Source organism: Flavobacterium sp. Root935, assembly GCF_001429295.1.
GTDB lineage: Bacteria > Bacteroidota > Bacteroidia > Flavobacteriales > Flavobacteriaceae > Flavobacterium.
On sequence record NZ_LMJL01000012.1, the window covers coordinates 1,044,439 to 1,062,185 of the forward strand.

Sequence of the window (17,747 nt, forward strand, 5' to 3'; positions counted from 1 at the left end):
CAAATCTTTTTAGCTAGACTGTAAAAATATTATAAACAATAATATGGTCATCGTAATTAATATAAAGCTGTTTACGATAATCCTGCTTTTTACGTGTTATAATGGAAAGTTTGCATTCTCTACCGTCGTTGTCTTTGCACACAAAAGAATACACAATATCGGTATCATTCTCTTCACGCTCGATATAATCTAAAATACTAAAAAGCTGGATTTCCTGTGAATAAACAACGATTCTATGTTTATTTGTATCTAAAACAACGGAAAGATTTACTAAATCCAAATTGGACCATTCGCCCCATTTCCCTCTTTCATTTTTCTCTAAAACGCTAAATCCTGAGGTTTTAAAATGATAAGACTGACTTTGAGCCTGCTGGAATCCAAATACCAGAAAAAGTATTACTATATAGGTGCGTAAAAAATTCATAGATATTTTCTTGCGGATAATTAAAACTCAAAAGTAGTCTTTTCTTTGCATGCGACTTCAAATTCGGCGATCATTTGTTGAATAATTTCTTCAACTGGTAAAATTTTATGAATCAATCCTGCCACTTGTCCAATCTCAAGTTCGCCTTCATCCAGATCGCCTTCAAACATACCTTTTTTAGCTCTTGCACGACCTAAAAGCTGTGCTAATTCTTCTTTTGAAGGGCAGTGTTTATACAATTCCTGAACGTCTTGGTAAAACTTATTTTTGACTAATCTAACTGGAGCTAATTCTTTCAATGTCAATTGCGTATCTCCTTCTTTAGTATTAACTATAGTTTCTTTAAAATTATTGTGTGCAGAAGATTCTACAGAAGCTGCAAAACGACTTCCAACTTGAACACCATCGGCACCCAAAATCATTGCAGCCAGCATTCCTCTTCCTGTTGCAATTCCACCCGCGGCAATTAAGGGAATCTGAATTTTTTCTTTCACCATCGGAATCAAAGTCATCGTCGTGGTTTCTTCACGTCCATTATGTCCTCCAGCTTCAAAACCTTCCGCCACAACAGCATCTACACCTGCGACCTGTGCTTTTAGGGCAAAAACACTGCTGCTTACCACATGCACTACTGTAATCCCCTTTTCTTTTAAAAATGAAGTCCAAGTTTTAGGATTTCCTGCAGAAGTAAAAACAATTTTTACGCCTTCTTCAATCACGATATTTATGATTTCTTCAATGTTTGGGTATAACATTGGAATGTTGACACCAAAAGGTTTGTCCGTAGCTTTTTTACATTTTTGGATATGTTCTCTCAAAACTTCTGGATACATAGAACCTGCGCCAATTAACCCCAAACCTCCAGCATTACTAACTGCCGAAGCTAATTTATATCCGCTGTTCCAAATCATTCCGCCTTGAATAATTGGATATTTTATATTAAAAAGTTGTGTGATTTTATTCATTCAAATAAATTATTGCTTGATTAGCTTTCCTGTTTTATGCAGATTATCAGCATCAAAACTATAAAAATAGAGTCCGCTTTGTAAAGATTGCAAAGAAAGAACTGGATTGGAATTATTAATTTTTTCTTCAATTAATTTTTGGCCTAACACCGAATAAATAGTGACAGAGGCTGTGTTATTTTCGGTTAAAAAAGAAAAAGAAACTTCATTTTTAACAGGATTTGGATATACGGCAAAAGAAGCTTCTGCAACAAAATCATCAACACTTAAAGTCGCACCGAAATTCGGAATTCCGTAACCATAATTATTATCTGGGTTTGTGAATCTGTCAGAAGAAGCCAAAATCATTTGTCGAATTTGTTTATTAGTTTTAGTTGGAAAAGCCTGCCATAAAGAGGCTGCCATTCCAGCCATTATCGGGCAAGAAAAAGATGTTCCATTTGCGGTTCCAATATTTCCGTTTGGATCAGAGACTACTGAAGCCACGCCTTGCGCCATAATATCTGGTTTTATTCTTCCATCATAACTTGGTCCAATCGAACTTGAACTAGCCCTCACTTTAGTAGCATTAACAGAACCTATAGCCAATACCGAAACTGCATCGGCTGGAGAGCCAATATGTTTTTCAACCTGAATTCCTTCATTTCCAGCAGAAGCCAAAACTAAAATCCCTTTACTAAATGCTGTTTCTGCACCACGCGAAATGAAATTGGTAATTCCATTCATATCGCTGTAAGTATGATTGTATCTAGACTCGTCGCGATCACCAAAGTATCCTAACGAAGTAGTAATTATATCAACTCCTAAAGCATCTGCTTTTTCGGCAGCTTCAACCCAAAGCGATTCTTCTACCGGATTTTCTAAAGCACCAATTTCTGTAATAAAAAGATAATAAGAAGCATTTGGAGCTGTTCCAACTAACGAATTTTCTTTGTAACCGCCCATTGTAGAAAGCACCTTTGTCCCGTGATCACTGCCTGTGTAGAAATTGGCATTTCTTGTTGTATAATCATAACCGCCTAAAATTCGGTTATTATTTCTAAGATTCTCAAAAGGCTGTGCTGTGTTTACGCCTGGAAAACCCCCATCAAAAACTGCAATAATTTTTCCTTCTCCAGTAAAATTCTGCTGATGCAAAATTTGTCCGTTCAGCATCTGAATTTGATTTGCAGAATTGCCATACGAATAATCTATTGCCGCCTCCAGCTTATTGAGACCTTTCGCTGTTTTAGTTTCCGAAACTTTTTTTGCTGTAGTGTTTAAAGTTTTATCAGCAAATTCTATTTTCTGGACAAAAGGCAATGTTTTTAATGCATTTATGTTTGCCTGAGTTCCCTGAATATGAAGTGCATTCAACCATTTGGACTGGGCCATAACTGTTATACCGGCACTGGATTTAATTTGGCTTACATAAGTAGTTTCCAAAGGAGCATCTGTAATATCTAAAGCGATATTTTGATTGGTTCTTCGATCTAAAGCTTTCTGAGAAAGTTCTGTCAACGGATTATCAAAAAACAACTGCGCATTCGGTTTTCCGTTAAAATAAACCCACGCATCTTCTTGTGCAAATACCGCAAACGAAAGAAGTAATAAAAGGAAAGTAAAGTTATATTTCATAGCGTACCTTTGAGGAATTTCTTCCAAATAAGGTATAAAGCTAAGAAATTACTCCCGAACCAACTAATTCATTTTCTAAATACCAAGCAACAAATTGTCCTTCTGTAATGGCAGACTGTGCTTCTTCAAATTCAACGTACATTCCGTCTTCAAATTGATGTAAAATTGCTTTCTGCAATGGCTGACGGTAGCGAATTCTAGCCATCACTTCCATTTTCTCACCTGCTTTCAAAGCCAAATCTTCTCTAACCCAGTGTACTTCAGATTTTCCAACAAAAAGTGCTTTTTTAAATAATCCTGGATGCAAACTTGACAAACCTGTATAAATAGTGTTCGTTTCAACATCAGTAGCAATTACAAATAATGGATCTGTAGTTCCTCCAACATTCAATCCTTTTCTTTGCCCGACAGTAAAATAATGCGCTCCTTGATGTTTGCCCACTACTTTGCCCATTGTTGGAACGTAGTTTAACTTTTGAGATTCTAATTTTAAATCTTCTTCTAAAGAAATTCCAGCTGGTTTTTCACCAACATAAATAGCATCATTTTTATCAACTTGAACAATTTTACCTTCTTTAGGCTGTAATTTTTGCTGTAAAAATTCTGGAAGGCGAACTTTCCCTATAAAACATAATCCTTGAGAATCTTTCTTTTCTGCGGTAACCAATTCCATTTCGGCAGCGATTTCGCGCACTTCTGGTTTTGTCAAAGCACCAATTGGAAACAACGCTTTAGACAATTGCTCTTGTGACAACTGACATAAAAAATAAGATTGATCTTTATTTACATCATTCCCAGCAATTAATTGATAAACTGTTTTTCCGTCAACTTCGATTTCACTTTTTTGGCAGTAATGTCCAGTCGCAACATAATCTGCTCCAAGACTTAGAGCGATTTTCATAAACACATCAAATTTGATTTCGCGGTTACAAAGTACATCAGGATTTGGAGTTCTTCCTTTTTCGTATTCGTTAAACATATAGTCAACGATTTTTTCTTTGTATTCTTCGCTTAAATCAACAGTTTGAAACGGTATTCCAAGTTTTTCAGCAACAAGCAACGCATCATTACTGTCTTCTAGCCAAGGACATTCGTTAGAAATAGTAACCGAATCATCATGCCAGTTTTTCATAAAAAGGCCAATAACTTCGTATCCTTGCTGCTGTAGTAAATATGCCGCCACACTAGAATCTACTCCGCCTGAAAGTCCAACAACTACTCGTTTCATTTTGAAATGTTTAATTTTTTAAGGTTGCAAAGGTACGCCAAATAATAGAAAATCGCACAAAGGTTTTCATTACTTTAAGCAATCCCGCAGTAGATAAAACTTATTACTTTTTTAAGTACATTTAATCTTCAATTTCAATAGAATGAAAAAATACATTTACAGCCTACTTTTCTTGTTCGTCTTAACAACTTTAAGTGCGCAGCGATTTGTTTCGTCTCTTCCTAATTACGAAGCTTACAAAGCATTTAGAGGAAAACCTTTGTCTGATAAATTTTCAAATATCGAATCGGTTAAAGTTATTTATGACTTGCGAAAACAGAAGATGTATTATTTCAACAGTAATCTTATTTTACTGCATTATGATTTTGTAACAGGTTATTTGGGTTATAATCAAGATCTCGATGTTTTTAACAATAGAAACTATAGCAACACAGAAAAAGACAGGGATTTTCTGCTCGGAAATTTAAATCACATTAAAGGAACTGAAAAATGGATTTTCGAACTCGCTGCCTCTGATCATATGCCAATTCCATTAATTGAACGATTTTTCAATTTAGTCAAGAACTCCACTTTTATCGGGCAGAATTTAAAATTCTATTTGAATAATCCTGAAATGATGGAATGGTCTCGGCAAGATAAATTTTCAATTCCCTGTGTGAAATCAGATTATATTTTTAATGAAATTAAATACCAAGAAGTTGTTGGCGGCAGCAACATCGGAATTCTAAAAAAATATAAAATCAAAGAATTAGAAACATTGAAACCTAATTCAGATGAAATTATCATTTTGGATGGAACACCTGACATCCTCCCAAATGTAAGAGGAATTATTGTAAATGAACTTCAAACTCCATTGAGCCATTTGGTTCTATTAGGAAAAAACAGAAAGATTCCGATAATGGCCTATACGGATATTGAAAAAGATAACAATATCAACAAACTGCTTTCTAAAAAAGTAGAATTAAAAATTGAAGTTGATACTTTTTTCATCAAAGAAACCACCAAAAAAATTCCAACAAAATCTGCTGGAAAAAAGAAAAAGCTAGTTATAGACAATAGCGTTACAGAATTGGTCAATCTATCTGAAATTCGAAAAAAGGGAATTAATTATATCGGTTCGAAGGCGCAAAACATGGCGTATTTAATTGCAATTTCTAAAGAAATTCCCTTTAAAGTTCCAGAAAATGCACATGCTATTCCGTTTTATTTTTATACGAAGCATATTCAGAATCCTGCCATTTCTCCATTAATTGCAGAGCTTTTAGCTTCCTCTCAAAAAGATTCCACGGTTTGGGTTAATAAACAGCTAAAGAAAGTTAGAGACGCTATTAAAAAAGAACCTATTGATCCTGAATTAATATCGAAATTGAATATGGCTTTTAAAGACGCCAAATTAAAAAACTTCAGATTTCGATCTTCTACAAATGCAGAAGATCTGGATGATTTTAATGGCGCTGGACTGTACGATTCTAAAACAGGAATTCTTGGTGACAGCATCAAAACATTCGAAAAAGCTATAAAACAAGTTTGGGCAAGTGTTTGGAATGAAGCTTCATACAACGAAAGAGAACTTTTTGGAATCGACCAGCAAAACATTGCTATGGGAGTTTTGGTTCATCGTTCTTTTCCTGATGAATTGGCAAATGGCGTAATTATCACAAAAAATATATTCAGAGAAAACTTTCCTGGGATTACGGTTAATGTTCAAAAAGGAGAAAATTCTGTTGTGAAACCCGAAAAAGGCGAAATCTGCGAGCAATTTGTTGCTTATCATTTTAATGACGGAAAAGACGAAACAGATTTTGATATTGATTATACTTCAAACTCCAATTTGAATAATAATGAACCTTTATTGAGCAGAAAAGAAATGAGTAATTTATATACTGTCAGTAAAAAAATCGAAACCAAAATATATCGTTATTGGCGTAAAAACCAATTTCATCCGGTAGATATTGAGTTTAAGATTGTCGGCGAAAAAAGAGATCTGTATATTAAACAGGTTCGCCCTTTTAATGATTAATAAAAAACCAATAAATCTATTTCGTTTGCAGCGGTGTTGATTAAGACAATTCTAAAATCAAAATCTTCTATTTTAATTTTTTCTTTAATTGATTTTCTAATGAATTCCTGATTCAGAGAAAAGTTCTCGTCAAGCGGAATTTTAACATCGACTGAATTTAAGTATTTGGAAGCTTTTTTATTGACAATAATTGAAGCGATAACATAAAATCCGATTATGATAATTTGAAAAAATAACAGCAGTTCGATCTTTTCAAAAGGATACATAATATCTAAAATCGATAATGTAATTGTCGCAAAAAGAAAGATTACAGCATTTACGGTAAAAGATTGCGTTCTAAATCGAAGTATCGAAAAAATCGCAAACAATCCAAACCCAATTCCAACTCCGATTTCTATTTTAGTAAAAAGATAACACAGTGAAAATGTACACAACCCAACAATTACCATTAATGGATTTATGGTTGCATTATCCTTTCTATTGGAGAAAAAATACAAAACCAAAATTGAGAAAAACAACAGCAGAAATCTTCCTAAAAGTTCGCGTAAATCCATTGGTTAGAATAAATTGGTTACCCAAATGTAAACAATTTATTCTTTTTCTTTTTTATTTTGAATGAAGTAATTACAAATGTATTAGATGACTATTTTTTGGGTGCCGGCCCTTTTTCAGAAGCTTTGTTGGTGTTTTTTGGATCACTCATATTTACTTCTTTGACCAATTTTCCTTTTTGATAAAACTGCCAAATTCCTGCTTTTTTACCATTTACGAATTTGCCTTTAGAAGCAACAGATTTATCTGAATCATAAAAAACAGCATCGCCGTTGTATTCGTTGTTTTTAAAATTCGACTCTTCCAAAAGTGTTCCATCCTGTCCCATCTTTTTGTAAGCTCCTTCTTTTAAACCATTTTTATACATCATCTCCTCTGCCACTTTTTCATTAGGATAATAAATGGTTCTCAAACCTTCAAGCTTTCCGTTTTTATAATTTTCAACAGTCATCAAAACTTTAGAAGCTTTGTGGTAATATTTCCATTCGCCTTCACGAGATTTTCCAACTTCTTTACCTTCGCTTACCTTGTTTTTATTCTGATCATAAAAAATAGTATACGAACTTCCATCATTGGCACTAAAATCCCTAGTAGCTATCACATCTCCTTTTTTGGTATCATCAAAAAATTTGAAAATCCCCGTTTCTTTTCCGTGACTAAAAGTTCCTTCATAACGAGGTCGCTTAGATTCGGTGTAAATTCCTTTCCAAAGCCCATCTTTTTTACCGCTTGCATCTACCTTGTTAGATTCTTGTGAATAAGCCGCAATACTTATTAAAAACAAAAGCAAAAATTTTTTCATAATCTATTTTTTCTATATAACAACAAATATTGAGTTTTATTATTACAAAAATATAACCATTTTAAGGATAACAAGAGCCTTTTAAGCAAAAAATATGATTTAACATTTTTAAGGCTATTCCCACTAATTAAAAAGTGCTAAACTCATAATTAACTAAAAACCAATAGCATAAACAAAAGTTAAATAATTACTAATTTTAATAAATGTTTAATTATTTTCTTTTTTCGTTAAACAAAAATAGATAACTTAGTAGTAACAAACACAAAAAACTATATTATGAAAACAATCAAAATTAAATTAATTGCTTTATTAGCATTAGTCGCTTTCGTCAGTATTTCATGTAACAACGATGATGATGATAATGATTCACAACAACCGCAAACAATTGTGGCGATCGCAAAAACAAATTCTAATCTTAGTTCATTGGTTGCAGCTTTGGAAAAAGCAGATTTGGCTGCCACGTTGAACTCTTCTGGTACTTACACCGTTTTTGCACCAACGAATACTGCTTTTACCGCTTTTTTACAAGCAAATGGATATGCTAACCTTAACGCAGTTCCTGTTCCTGCCTTAAAAGAAATTCTATTGAACCACGTTTTAAGCACAAAGGTAAAATCCTCTGAAATAGCTACTGGATATGTAAAAACTTTAGCTAAAGGAAGTGCTTCAACTTCGAACACTATCAGTATGTATCTGGAAAAAGGCACAGGAGTCGACATTAACGGCGGGAAAACAAATGGAGGTGCGATGGTAACTACTGCAGATATTGAAGCTTCTAATGGTGTTATTCACATAGTAGATGGCGTTATCGGATTACCAACAATTGTAAACCATGCAGTGGCCAATAAAAACTTTACCACACTGGTTGCTGCTTTGACATACAATGCCTCATCTGGTTTTGCTGCAACTTTATCAGGAACTGCAAATTCTCCATTTACTGTTTTTGCTCCTACAAATGCTGCTTTTACAAGTTTCCTAACCGAAACTGGTTTTTCAGGTCTTCCTGCTATTCCTGCTAATGTTTTAGAAACTACTTTAAAATATCATGTAGTTACTGGTGCAAATGTTCAATCATCTGCTTTAACAAACGGACAAGTGGTAAGTACTTTTGCTGGTCAAAATTTTACAGTTAACTTAACTGGCGGTCCAAAAATTACTGACGCTAGTAATAGAGTAAGTAATATTATAGCAACAGATGTGCAATGCTCAAATGGAATAATTCATGTTATCGACAAGGTTTTATTACCGAAATTTTAAATAAAACTAATTGTAAAAAAACCGTCTCGTTAAAAAACGAGACGGTTTCTTTTTATATACTAAAAAAGTATTATTTCTTTTTATTCTGAGCTTTTGCAGCTTCTTGTTGTTCCATTACATCTTGAAGACGCTGTTGAAACTTACTTGGTTTCTTAGGCTCTCTTAATTTATTTTCTTGAATCTGAGCGTGAATTTTTTCGCTGTCTACGATGTAGTTTTTAATCACGAACATAATACCGATTGTAATTAAGTTTGAGATAAAGTTATACAAACTTAAACCTGCACCATAACTATTAAAGAAAATTAACATCATTAATGGCGAAACATAAATCATGATTTTCATCATTTTTGCCATATCCGGCATACCTTCTTGTTGAGGCGCTGCCATTTGCTGATCTCCAGATGTCATTTTCATGTAGAAGAAAATCGCAATTGCCGCCAAAATTGGAAACAAACTGATATGATCTCCATACAACGGAATAGTAAATGGTAATTTTACAACTGAGTCAAAAGATGATAAATCGTCTGCCCAAAGGAAACTTTTTTGTCTTAATTCAAAAGCCGCTGGGAAAAACTGGAACGATGCATACATAAAAGGAAGCTGAATCAATGCTGGGATACATCCTGCCATTGGGTTTACTCCTGCTTTGTTGTACAGTTTCATTGTTTCTTGCTGTTTTTTCATTGGGTCTTTTTTGAATTTTTCTCCCAACTCTGCAATATCAGGTCTTAAAACTTTCATTTTAGCCTGAGACAAGAATGACTTATACGTAATTGGCGACATAGCCAATTTGATAATAATTGTAAAAATAATGATTGCGATTCCTAATGACAATCCCATTGTTGAGCTTAAAAACCCGAATAACGGAATAAAGATAAATTTGTTAATCCATCCAAAAATTCCCCATCCTAAAGGAATGATTTTTTCGAAATTTTTATCGTAAGATTTTAATGTTTTGTAATCAGCCGGACCAAAATACAAACTCATTTTGTAATCAATCTCACCATTTGAGAATGCTAAAGGTAAATTTGCTCTAAACTGTTTTGTAAAAACAGTGTCAATTTTTTCATCTTTAACTAAATCGTCAGATTGTAATTTTGAAGTTTCAAATGGTTTCTCCGTAGCTAAAATAGTCGTAAAGAAGTGCTGCTTGAAAGCTACAAAACTTACTTTTTCTGGAGTTTCTTCTTTTCCTTGTCCGTGAGAACTTACGTTACTGTATTTTGATTCGTTGTATTTGTAATCAATTTGAGCATAACGATTTTCGTAAGAAATACTTTTTTCATTTCTATACGTTTTTAAATCCCATTGTAAATCAACTGGTTTAGCAGAATTTAAAACTCTGTTTAATCCTTGAGAACGAATATCAAAACCAACTAAATAATCGTTTGGTTTCAGAATGTATTTGTACTCTAAAAATTCATTTGCACCTGCTTTTAAACGCATAGATAAAACTTGATCTGCACCAATTTTTTCTAATGTTGGTTCAAAATACAAATCTTTAGAATTTAACGTTCTATTGTCTGTAGTAAGAAGCTGTAAATTTAAGTTTGAATTATTGTTTTTGATTAATTCAACTAATTGACCTGAACCTTTTTTAATTTTTTCGAATTCTTTTAAAGTAGCCTCAACAATATAACCACCTTTATTAGCGATTTTAAGTTTAATCTTTTCGTTTTCGATTGTAGTAAAAGCTTCTTTCGCAGAAGGAAGTGTTGCAGAATAAGCAAATCCGCCTAAAGTTTTTTGCAATTGAGCTAATTGTACTGTATCGCCAGGAATTACCGCTGCAGCTGGTAGTGATGCTGTTTTAGCTTTATCCGCTTTTGCTTGTGCCTCTTGTTTAGCAACTAATTCTTTCTTGGCTTTTTCAGCAGCAATTTCTTTATCAGAAGGCTGATTTTGGTACATTATCCAAATCAAAATTCCAAATATCAATACAAAACCAATGATTGAATTAAGGTCAAATTTTTTTTCTTCCATTATTTTTAAAAAAAGTTATTCGTTTGAGGTTATTAGTTATTCGTTTGATTAAAAAGTTACACCTCTTAGAATGAATTATTATTTTTTATGCGCATTTACCGCAGCTGCCACAAAGTTTACAAATATAGGATGCGGATTTGCAACTGTACTTTTGTATTCTGGGTGGTATTGTACACCAATAAAGAATGGGTGATTTTCAAGCTCAACGATCTCGACTAAACCTGTATCAGGATTTACTCCAGAAGCTTTTAAACCAGCTTTTTGCAATTCATCAGCATATTTATTATTGTACTCATAACGGTGGCGGTGACGCTCCGAAATAGTTTTTTCTCCGTAAATTTTGTGTGCTAAAGTATTTGGTTTAATATCGCATTTCCAAGCACCTAAACGCATTGTTCCTCCTTTATCAGTAATGGTTTTCTGCTCTTCCATTAAATTCACAACAGGATGAGGCGTTTTATCGTTCATCTCTGTAGAATTCGCATCTGCATAACCTAAAATATTTCTAGAATATTCGATAACAGACATCTGCATTCCTAAACAAATTCCGAAGAAAGGAATATTGTTTTCACGTACATAACGAACTGCTTCAATTTTTCCTTCAATACCTCTTTCACCAAAACCTGGAGCAACTAAAACTCCGTCAAGACTTCCTAATTTTTCTTCAACATTATCTGCATTGATATGCTCTGAGTGAATAGAAATTACGTTTACTTTTGTTTCGTTTGCAGCTCCTGCATGAATAAACGCCTCTAAAATAGATTTGTAACAATCCTGCATTTCTACATATTTACCAACCAAACCAATATTTACAGTTTGTTTTGGATTTTTTAATCTTTTTAAGAAAGTATTCCAGTTTTTAAGGTCTGGAGATGCTTTTTTAGGTAAATCTAATTTCTTTAAAGCCACAACATCTAATCCTTCTTCAAGCATTAAATTTGGAACTTCATATATTGTAGAAGCATCAATTGACTGAATAACTGCTTCTTTTTTCACATTACAGAACAAAGCTAATTTCTGGCGTAATTCCTGAGACAATTCATGTTCAGTTCTACAAACCAAGATATCTGCTTTTATACCGCTTTCCATTAAAGTTTTAACAGAGTGCTGTGTTGGTTTTGTTTTTAATTCGCCTGCTGCAGCCAAATAAGGAACTAATGTCAAGTGAATAACAATTCCGTTATTTTCACCTAATTCCCATACTAACTGACGAACAGATTCTATATAAGGTAAAGATTCGATATCACCAACAGTTCCACCAATTTCAGTAATTACAATATCATAATCGCCAGATTTCCCTAGCAATTGCATTCTGTCTTTGATTTCGTTTGTGATGTGAGGAACAACCTGAACTGTTTTTCCTAAAAACTCTCCTCTTCTTTCTTTTTCAATAACCGAAAGATAAACTCTTCCTGTAGTAACGTTATTAGCCTGAGAAGTAGGAACGTTTAAGAAACGCTCGTAATGTCCTAAATCTAAGTCTGTTTCGGCTCCATCATCTGTCACATAACATTCTCCGTGTTCATAAGGATTTAGTGTTCCTGGATCAACATTAATGTATGGATCAAATTTTTGAATAGTTGTACGGTATCCTCTTCCTTGTAACAATTTTGCCAAAGATGCCGCGATAATTCCTTTTCCTAATGAAGAGGTCACACCTCCTGTAACAAAAATATATTTTGTTTGATTCATTCTGTTGTTGTTTGTAAGTAGTTGTGTAAAAAACTTGGCAAAAGTACAAATTTAATTAGACAATTTGAACATTAGACTTCTTAGATTTTTAGAATTTTAGATTGCAAGATTTTTGGCTTTTTCAAATCAAAAGAAAACCATTCAATATATTAATCTTTATCTATCTTTTATCATTTTTTCAAAGAATAAAACCAAAATTTTATCCAATTATATAAAAATCCAACAATCTAAATAATATCTATTATGGCTTTGGATATTGCTTCTTTATATTGCGAATTAATTCTTCTAACCCATTCAATTTCAATTCGTAAATCAATTGCAGCTGCTGTCCAAGCTCTCCTTTTGGAAAACCTTTATTATGATACCAAACGACGTAATATTCTGGAAGATCAATTAAAAATCTGCCTTCGTATTTCCCGAAAGGCATTTTGGTGTGTGCTAATTTGATGAGAAGTTTTTTGTCTTGTTCCATTTTTTTTAAAGAAAAAAGAAGCAAGAAGAAAGAATATAGATTTTCTCTCTTCTTGCTTCATAGGTACAAAGCTATTATTATTTTTCTCTTTTGCCACAGATTAAGAAATAGTTTTCAGTCTCGGTCTCTGTTTACAGTTAAAAAAAGAAGCAAGAAAAAAGAATATAGACTCATTCTTTCTTCCTGCTTCTTATCGCGTACAAAGCTATTTATTTTTTACCACAGATTAAAATAATTTTCTAATCTGTATATTTTTTTGCCACGAATTTCAAGAATTCACACAAATTTTTTTATTAGTGTAATTCGTAGCGAAAAAAAAACTTAGAATCTTAGTATCTCAGAACCTCAGCCTCTTAGTAATGCCATCTCACAAAAGCTTCCATCGCTGCATAAGTTGCTAAACCTAATTGGTGATACAAAGCTGCTGTTTCGCGGTTTCTGTCTTCTGCTCTTTGCCAGAACTCCCTTGCATCTGTCCCTTGGAAAACAACTCCGTCTTTTTGAGATTGGTGTTTGAAGATTCCGTGACGTTTTTCTAAAACCTGATCTGGACTCATTGGAACAGCCATTTCAACTTCGTCAATCCCCCATTCCTGCCAAGCTCCACGGTATAACCATAACCAGCAGTCGTTCATAAATTCTTTTGGTTTTAAAACTTTTACAGCTTCAAAAATGGCATCTAAACAAACTTTATGTGTTCCGTGCGGATCTGCTAAATCTCCAGCAGCATAAATTTGGTGCGGTTTAATTTTTTCGATTAAATCTACAGTCAATTGAATATCTTCTGGTCCAATTGGTTTTTTCTCAATTGTTCCTGTTTCATAGAAAGGTAATTCCATAAAATGAATCTGGCTGTCTGGCAGACCAACAAAATGACTCGTTGCTCTCGCCTCACCTTTTCTAATTAGACCTTTGATGTAACGAACTTCAGGAATATCAATTTCACTGTTCTTTTTATTCTCTAAGAATGTTTCTGCTTTTTTGTAGATATTATCTGCCTCTTCACTTTTGATTCCGAATTTTTCATTGTAATCAATTACGAATCTTGCAAAACGAAGTGCTTCATCATCTGCAACTGCAATGTTTCCAGATGTTTGGTACGCTACGTGTACTTCATGCCCCTGCTCTTGCAGACGCATGAAAGTTCCTCCCATACTGATAATATCGTCATCTGGATGCGGACTAAAAATTAATACACGTTTTTTAGCCGGCTCTGCTCTTTCTGGACGATTTGTGTCGTCAGCATTTGGTTTTCCACCAGGCCAACCTGTAATTGTGTTTTGTAATTTATTGAAAATCTTAATATTGATGTCATAAGCCGGACCAGAATCTGCTAATAAATCGCTCATACCATTTTCGATGTAATCTGCATCTGTAAGCATTAAAATTGGTTTTTTAAGATCCAATGCCAATCCTAAAACCGCTTTACGAGTTAATTTATCTGTCCAAACAATTTTCTCAACTAACCAAGGTTTGTTAATTCTTGTTAGTTTAGAAGAAGCTTCTTTATCTAAAACAAATACTGCGTTGTTATGTTCTTGCAAAAATGACGCTGGTACTCGGTTTGTAACTTCGTCTTCAACAGATTTTTTTACAATGTTTGCTTTTCCTTCTCCCCAAGCCAATAAGATTACTCTTTTGGCTTCCATTATTTTTTTCACTCCAAGTGTAATGGCAGTTCTTGGTGTATTGTTCAAACCGAAGAAATCTTTACTTGCCGCAACTCTTGTAATATGATCTAATGCAACCAAACGAGTTTTAGAGTTTTGAAGCGAGCCAGACTCGTTAAATCCGATGTGTCCGTTACCTCCAATTCCTAGAATCTGTAAATCGATTCCGCCTAGAGCTTCGATTTTTGCTTCATATTCGTGGCAGTAATCTGCAATTTGTTCCTTTGTTAAAAGTCCGTCTGGAACGTGAGCGTTTTCAGGTAAAATATCGACATGATCAAACAAAAGCTCTTTCATAAAACGAACATAACTATTGATTGAATTTGGCTCCATTGGATAGTATTCATCCAAATTAAAACTAATTACGTTTTTGAAACTCAAACCTTCTTCTTTATGCAGACGAACCAATTCTGCATATAATCCTTTTGGAGAAGAACCAGTTGCTAATCCTAAAATACAAGGTTTGCCTTCTTTTTGTTTTGATTGAATTAAAGCTGCAATTTCTTGCGCTACTTCTTTTGAAGCATCTGTTGAGTTTTCAAAAACAACTGTATTAATGTTTTCGAATCTTTTCTCGAAACCTGTTGCTTTGTCGATTTTACTTTTTAACATGATATATTAATTTTTATTTTTGTTCAACTATTTCCATTTCCTGTATTTATGCCCTTTTACAGCATAAAATAAAATCATTATATAAGAGGGTAATAATATCAAATAAGCTACCTGATTGCCGCTTCTAGAAACGTTTTGCATATTTTTTGCAAGATTTGCAGCATTCACACTTTCGGTAATCATTCCATAAAATAATGGAAAAACTGCTCCACCGATAATTCCCATAATCAAAATGGCGCTTCCAATCTTTGTGTAACCGCCCAAATCCTGCAAGGCCATTGGCCAGATTGCCGGCCAGCATAAAGCATTTGCTAATCCTAAAAGTGCTACTAAAAGAATTACCAATGGTATTTGTGGAATTCTAGGAAGAGTAACCAATATTTTTGGCGAAATCAAAACAATTGTCAAAACCAGTATAATTCCTAAAATTCCTGAGACTTTTAAAGCTGTAACCTGCGAAACATATTTAGGAATTAAAACGATCCCAAGTACATATCCAATAACCATTGCCGACATGGTAAAAGAAGTTAATTTTAGATAAAAATCTCCATTATTACCATAGACTCCAAGCTGTTTTCCAAAACCTCCAATGGAGTCTCCGGCTAAAACTTCTGCTGATAAATAAAGCATTAAAGTAATTACTCCTAAAACTAGCTGAGGATGTTTAAATGCGTTTTTGATTTGTTTGAAAATGTTTAAATGAGATACATTTCCTTCTTCATCAAGATCAATTTCTGGCAAAGGAGAAAATTTTACCAACAAAGCTAAAACTGTTATAATCAACCCCATATAAAGATACGGTCTTTGCAATTGCAATGCAAGTGAATTTAAAGCATTTGTTTTGGACACCTCATCCATTAAAGCAATTTTGTCTGCCGTAAAGTCCTTCATATTAGACAAAACCAGAACTGTAAGTACAAGTGGCGCTACGAATCCTGCTACTTTATTAGCAATACCCAAAACGCTGATTCTAGCCGCAGCGCTTTCTCTTGGTCCAATTACCACAACGTACGGATTTGAAGCTGTCTGCAAAACCGCTAAGCCAGTTCCCATTACAAACAATGCTAATAAAAAGAAGAGAAATGTTCGACTTGCAGCAGCAGGATAAAACATAAATGCTCCAGCAGCGATGATTAATAATCCCAAAGAAATTCCATTCTTATACCCCACTTTTTCAATAATATAAGAAGAAGGAACTGCCATTACAAAATAAGCAATATAAAATGCAAAAGTCACAAAGTAGGCTTGAGAAGAAGTTAGTTCGCAAGCCAATTCAAAAAACGGAATTAATGGTCCGTTCAGCCAGGTTACAAATCCTAGAATAAAGAATAGCAAGGTTAAAATTACCATTGGAACAACGGTATTCTTTTTTTCTAACTGTAATGTACTTTGAATGTTTGTCATAATTTTTGGGTTGATTGGTTATAGATTTAGTTATTTCAAAATCTAAATTAGAATCAACGCTTTAATTACCTTATGCGTAATTTATGCAAATATCTGCATTTTTTTTGCAAAACAAAAGTAGTACATTAATTTTCCTTAATCTCTAATTTAGATATGAATATTTTGTTAATTTTTGGTATTCCAATTTAAATCAGGGTAATATTTTGCCAAATACGCTTTTACATCGGCAATATCTTCTTTGGCAGTTAGGTCTGGAACATGCTCAGAAAACGGAATTCCGACCGTTGTATTCGGATTTTCTTTAACTGAGTTTAAAAGTACTGTTGGTAACTCCTTCTCGTCACGCTCTGGATGAACAGGGCAATTTTTAAGATGTGTATATAAGGTCTTGCCGTTAAACTTAAAAGCATTCATGCTTACTCGTATTTTTCCTTCGCTGTCTTTGTATTGTTCCAAAACATCTTCAGAAGGTTTTTCCAAAATATCCAAAAGCTGATTATTCTCGTCTAATTTTGCAATTGCAAAACGCGAAATACGTTCCTGCGGAAATTCCATTGCATCTCGGTCATAACTAATAAAGGCATTCGGACTTTCGGTTTCTCTTAAAGCACGAAGAGCTGCTGCCGAATACAAGTTATCACTATTACAAACCGAATAAAATTGAGAATTGAGTTCTGGATATTGTTCTACTGCCTGAAACAGTGCATCTGCAGTTCCAAAAGGTTTTACTCTTCCTTCTGGAATATATTGTACAGCAAACGAAATATTTAATCCGTGAAAATCATTATTTTTCATTTGACTTCCGTAAAACTGTTTAAATAATTCTCCTTGTTCACCTATTATAATATAGATATTTTTGTAACCAGCTTTTTTTGCATTCCATAAAAGGTAATCTAAAAGAGGCCTTCCGCTTGCTCCTACTCCAATTAAACCTTTACTTCTTTCGTTAGCCTGCGCTATTTCTTCAGCAGATAAATTATTTAATACGGCTTCTTTTTTCATGCGTGAAGAAGCTCCACCTGCTAAAATCACTAAATTGTCGTGCATC

At 33.7% G+C, this 17,747-nt stretch carries 14 protein-coding genes; 2 read left to right on the forward strand and 12 right to left on the reverse strand.

What is annotated here, in order from left to right; all coding sequences use genetic code 11:
• Positions 1 to 13: 13 nt before the first annotated feature.
• Genes ASE40_RS19235 through mnmA form a run of 4 tightly spaced genes read right to left on the reverse strand, consistent with a single transcriptional unit; the run spans position 14 to position 4,234 of the window.
• Positions 14 to 424, reverse strand: a complete 411-nt coding sequence (locus tag ASE40_RS19235; RefSeq protein WP_057118822.1) for a hypothetical protein — start codon at positions 422 to 424, stop codon at positions 14 to 16.
• Between the two features lie 20 nt (positions 425 to 444).
• Entirely contained in the window at positions 445 to 1,389 is a 945-nt protein-coding gene (locus ASE40_RS19240; protein WP_057118824.1) for an NAD(P)H-dependent flavin oxidoreductase, read from the reverse strand.
• A gap of 9 nt (positions 1,390 to 1,398) precedes the next feature.
• Positions 1,399 to 3,006: a S8 family serine peptidase gene (locus tag ASE40_RS19245; protein ID WP_057118826.1), complete on the reverse strand. Its 1,608-nt coding sequence runs from the start codon at positions 3,004 to 3,006 to the stop codon at positions 1,399 to 1,401.
• A 40-nt stretch (positions 3,007 to 3,046) separates the two neighbouring features.
• A complete protein-coding gene (gene mnmA, locus ASE40_RS19250; RefSeq protein WP_057118828.1) occupies positions 3,047 to 4,234 on the reverse strand; it encodes a tRNA 2-thiouridine(34) synthase MnmA in 1,188 nt (395 codons plus the stop codon).
• Positions 4,235 to 4,376: 142 nt separating this feature from the next.
• On the opposite strand from mnmA, the gene ASE40_RS19255 reads away from it, so the two are divergent.
• The gene (locus ASE40_RS19255) at positions 4,377 to 6,254 is read left to right on the forward strand and encodes a PEP/pyruvate-binding domain-containing protein (protein WP_057118830.1); all 1,878 of its coding nucleotides are present in this window, start codon (positions 4,377 to 4,379) and stop codon (positions 6,252 to 6,254) included.
• Here the strand turns inward: ASE40_RS19255 and ASE40_RS19260 are convergent.
• Positions 6,251 to 6,808 carry a DUF4956 domain-containing protein gene (locus ASE40_RS19260; protein WP_057118832.1) on the reverse strand — a complete coding sequence of 186 codons (558 nt, stop codon included), beginning with the start codon at positions 6,806 to 6,808 and terminating at the stop codon, positions 6,251 to 6,253. The genes ASE40_RS19255 and ASE40_RS19260 overlap by 4 nt on opposite strands.
• Before the next feature lie 89 nt (positions 6,809 to 6,897).
• Positions 6,898 to 7,608, reverse strand: coding sequence for a toxin-antitoxin system YwqK family antitoxin (locus ASE40_RS19265; protein WP_057118835.1), 711 nt, complete (start codon positions 7,606 to 7,608; stop codon positions 6,898 to 6,900).
• A gap of 276 nt (positions 7,609 to 7,884) precedes the next feature.
• Between ASE40_RS19265 and ASE40_RS19270 the strand changes: the two genes are divergently transcribed.
• A complete protein-coding gene (locus ASE40_RS19270; RefSeq protein WP_057118837.1) occupies positions 7,885 to 8,865 on the forward strand; it encodes a fasciclin domain-containing protein in 981 nt (326 codons plus the stop codon).
• A gap of 70 nt (positions 8,866 to 8,935) precedes the next feature.
• Here ASE40_RS19270 and yidC read toward each other — a convergent pair whose 3' ends face one another.
• The 6 genes from yidC to ASE40_RS19300 all read right to left on the reverse strand — a co-directional run bounded on the left by yidC (position 8,936) and on the right by ASE40_RS19300 (position 17,746).
• A complete protein-coding gene (gene yidC / locus ASE40_RS19275) occupies positions 8,936 to 10,849 on the reverse strand; it encodes a membrane protein insertase YidC (protein WP_057118839.1) in 1,914 nt (637 codons plus the stop codon).
• 78 nt (positions 10,850 to 10,927) lie between these two features.
• Positions 10,928 to 12,541: a CTP synthase gene (locus ASE40_RS19280; protein WP_057118841.1), complete on the reverse strand. Its 1,614-nt coding sequence runs from the start codon at positions 12,539 to 12,541 to the stop codon at positions 10,928 to 10,930.
• 241 nt (positions 12,542 to 12,782) lie between these two features.
• On the reverse strand, positions 12,783 to 13,013 hold the full coding sequence (locus ASE40_RS19285) for a DUF3820 family protein (protein ID WP_057118843.1): 231 nt from the start codon (positions 13,011 to 13,013) through the stop codon (positions 12,783 to 12,785).
• 353 nt (positions 13,014 to 13,366) lie between these two features.
• Entirely contained in the window at positions 13,367 to 15,295 is a 1,929-nt protein-coding gene (gene nagB, locus ASE40_RS19290; protein ID WP_057118845.1) for a glucosamine-6-phosphate deaminase, read from the reverse strand.
• 27 nt (positions 15,296 to 15,322) lie between these two features.
• Positions 15,323 to 16,699 (reverse strand): sugar MFS transporter, encoded by a 1,377-nt coding sequence (locus ASE40_RS19295; RefSeq protein WP_057118847.1) that lies wholly within the window; start codon positions 16,697 to 16,699, stop codon positions 15,323 to 15,325.
• 165 nt (positions 16,700 to 16,864) lie between these two features.
• A complete protein-coding gene (locus tag ASE40_RS19300) occupies positions 16,865 to 17,746 on the reverse strand; it encodes a sugar phosphate nucleotidyltransferase (protein WP_057118849.1) in 882 nt (293 codons plus the stop codon).
• Position 17,747 lies beyond the last annotated feature (1 nt).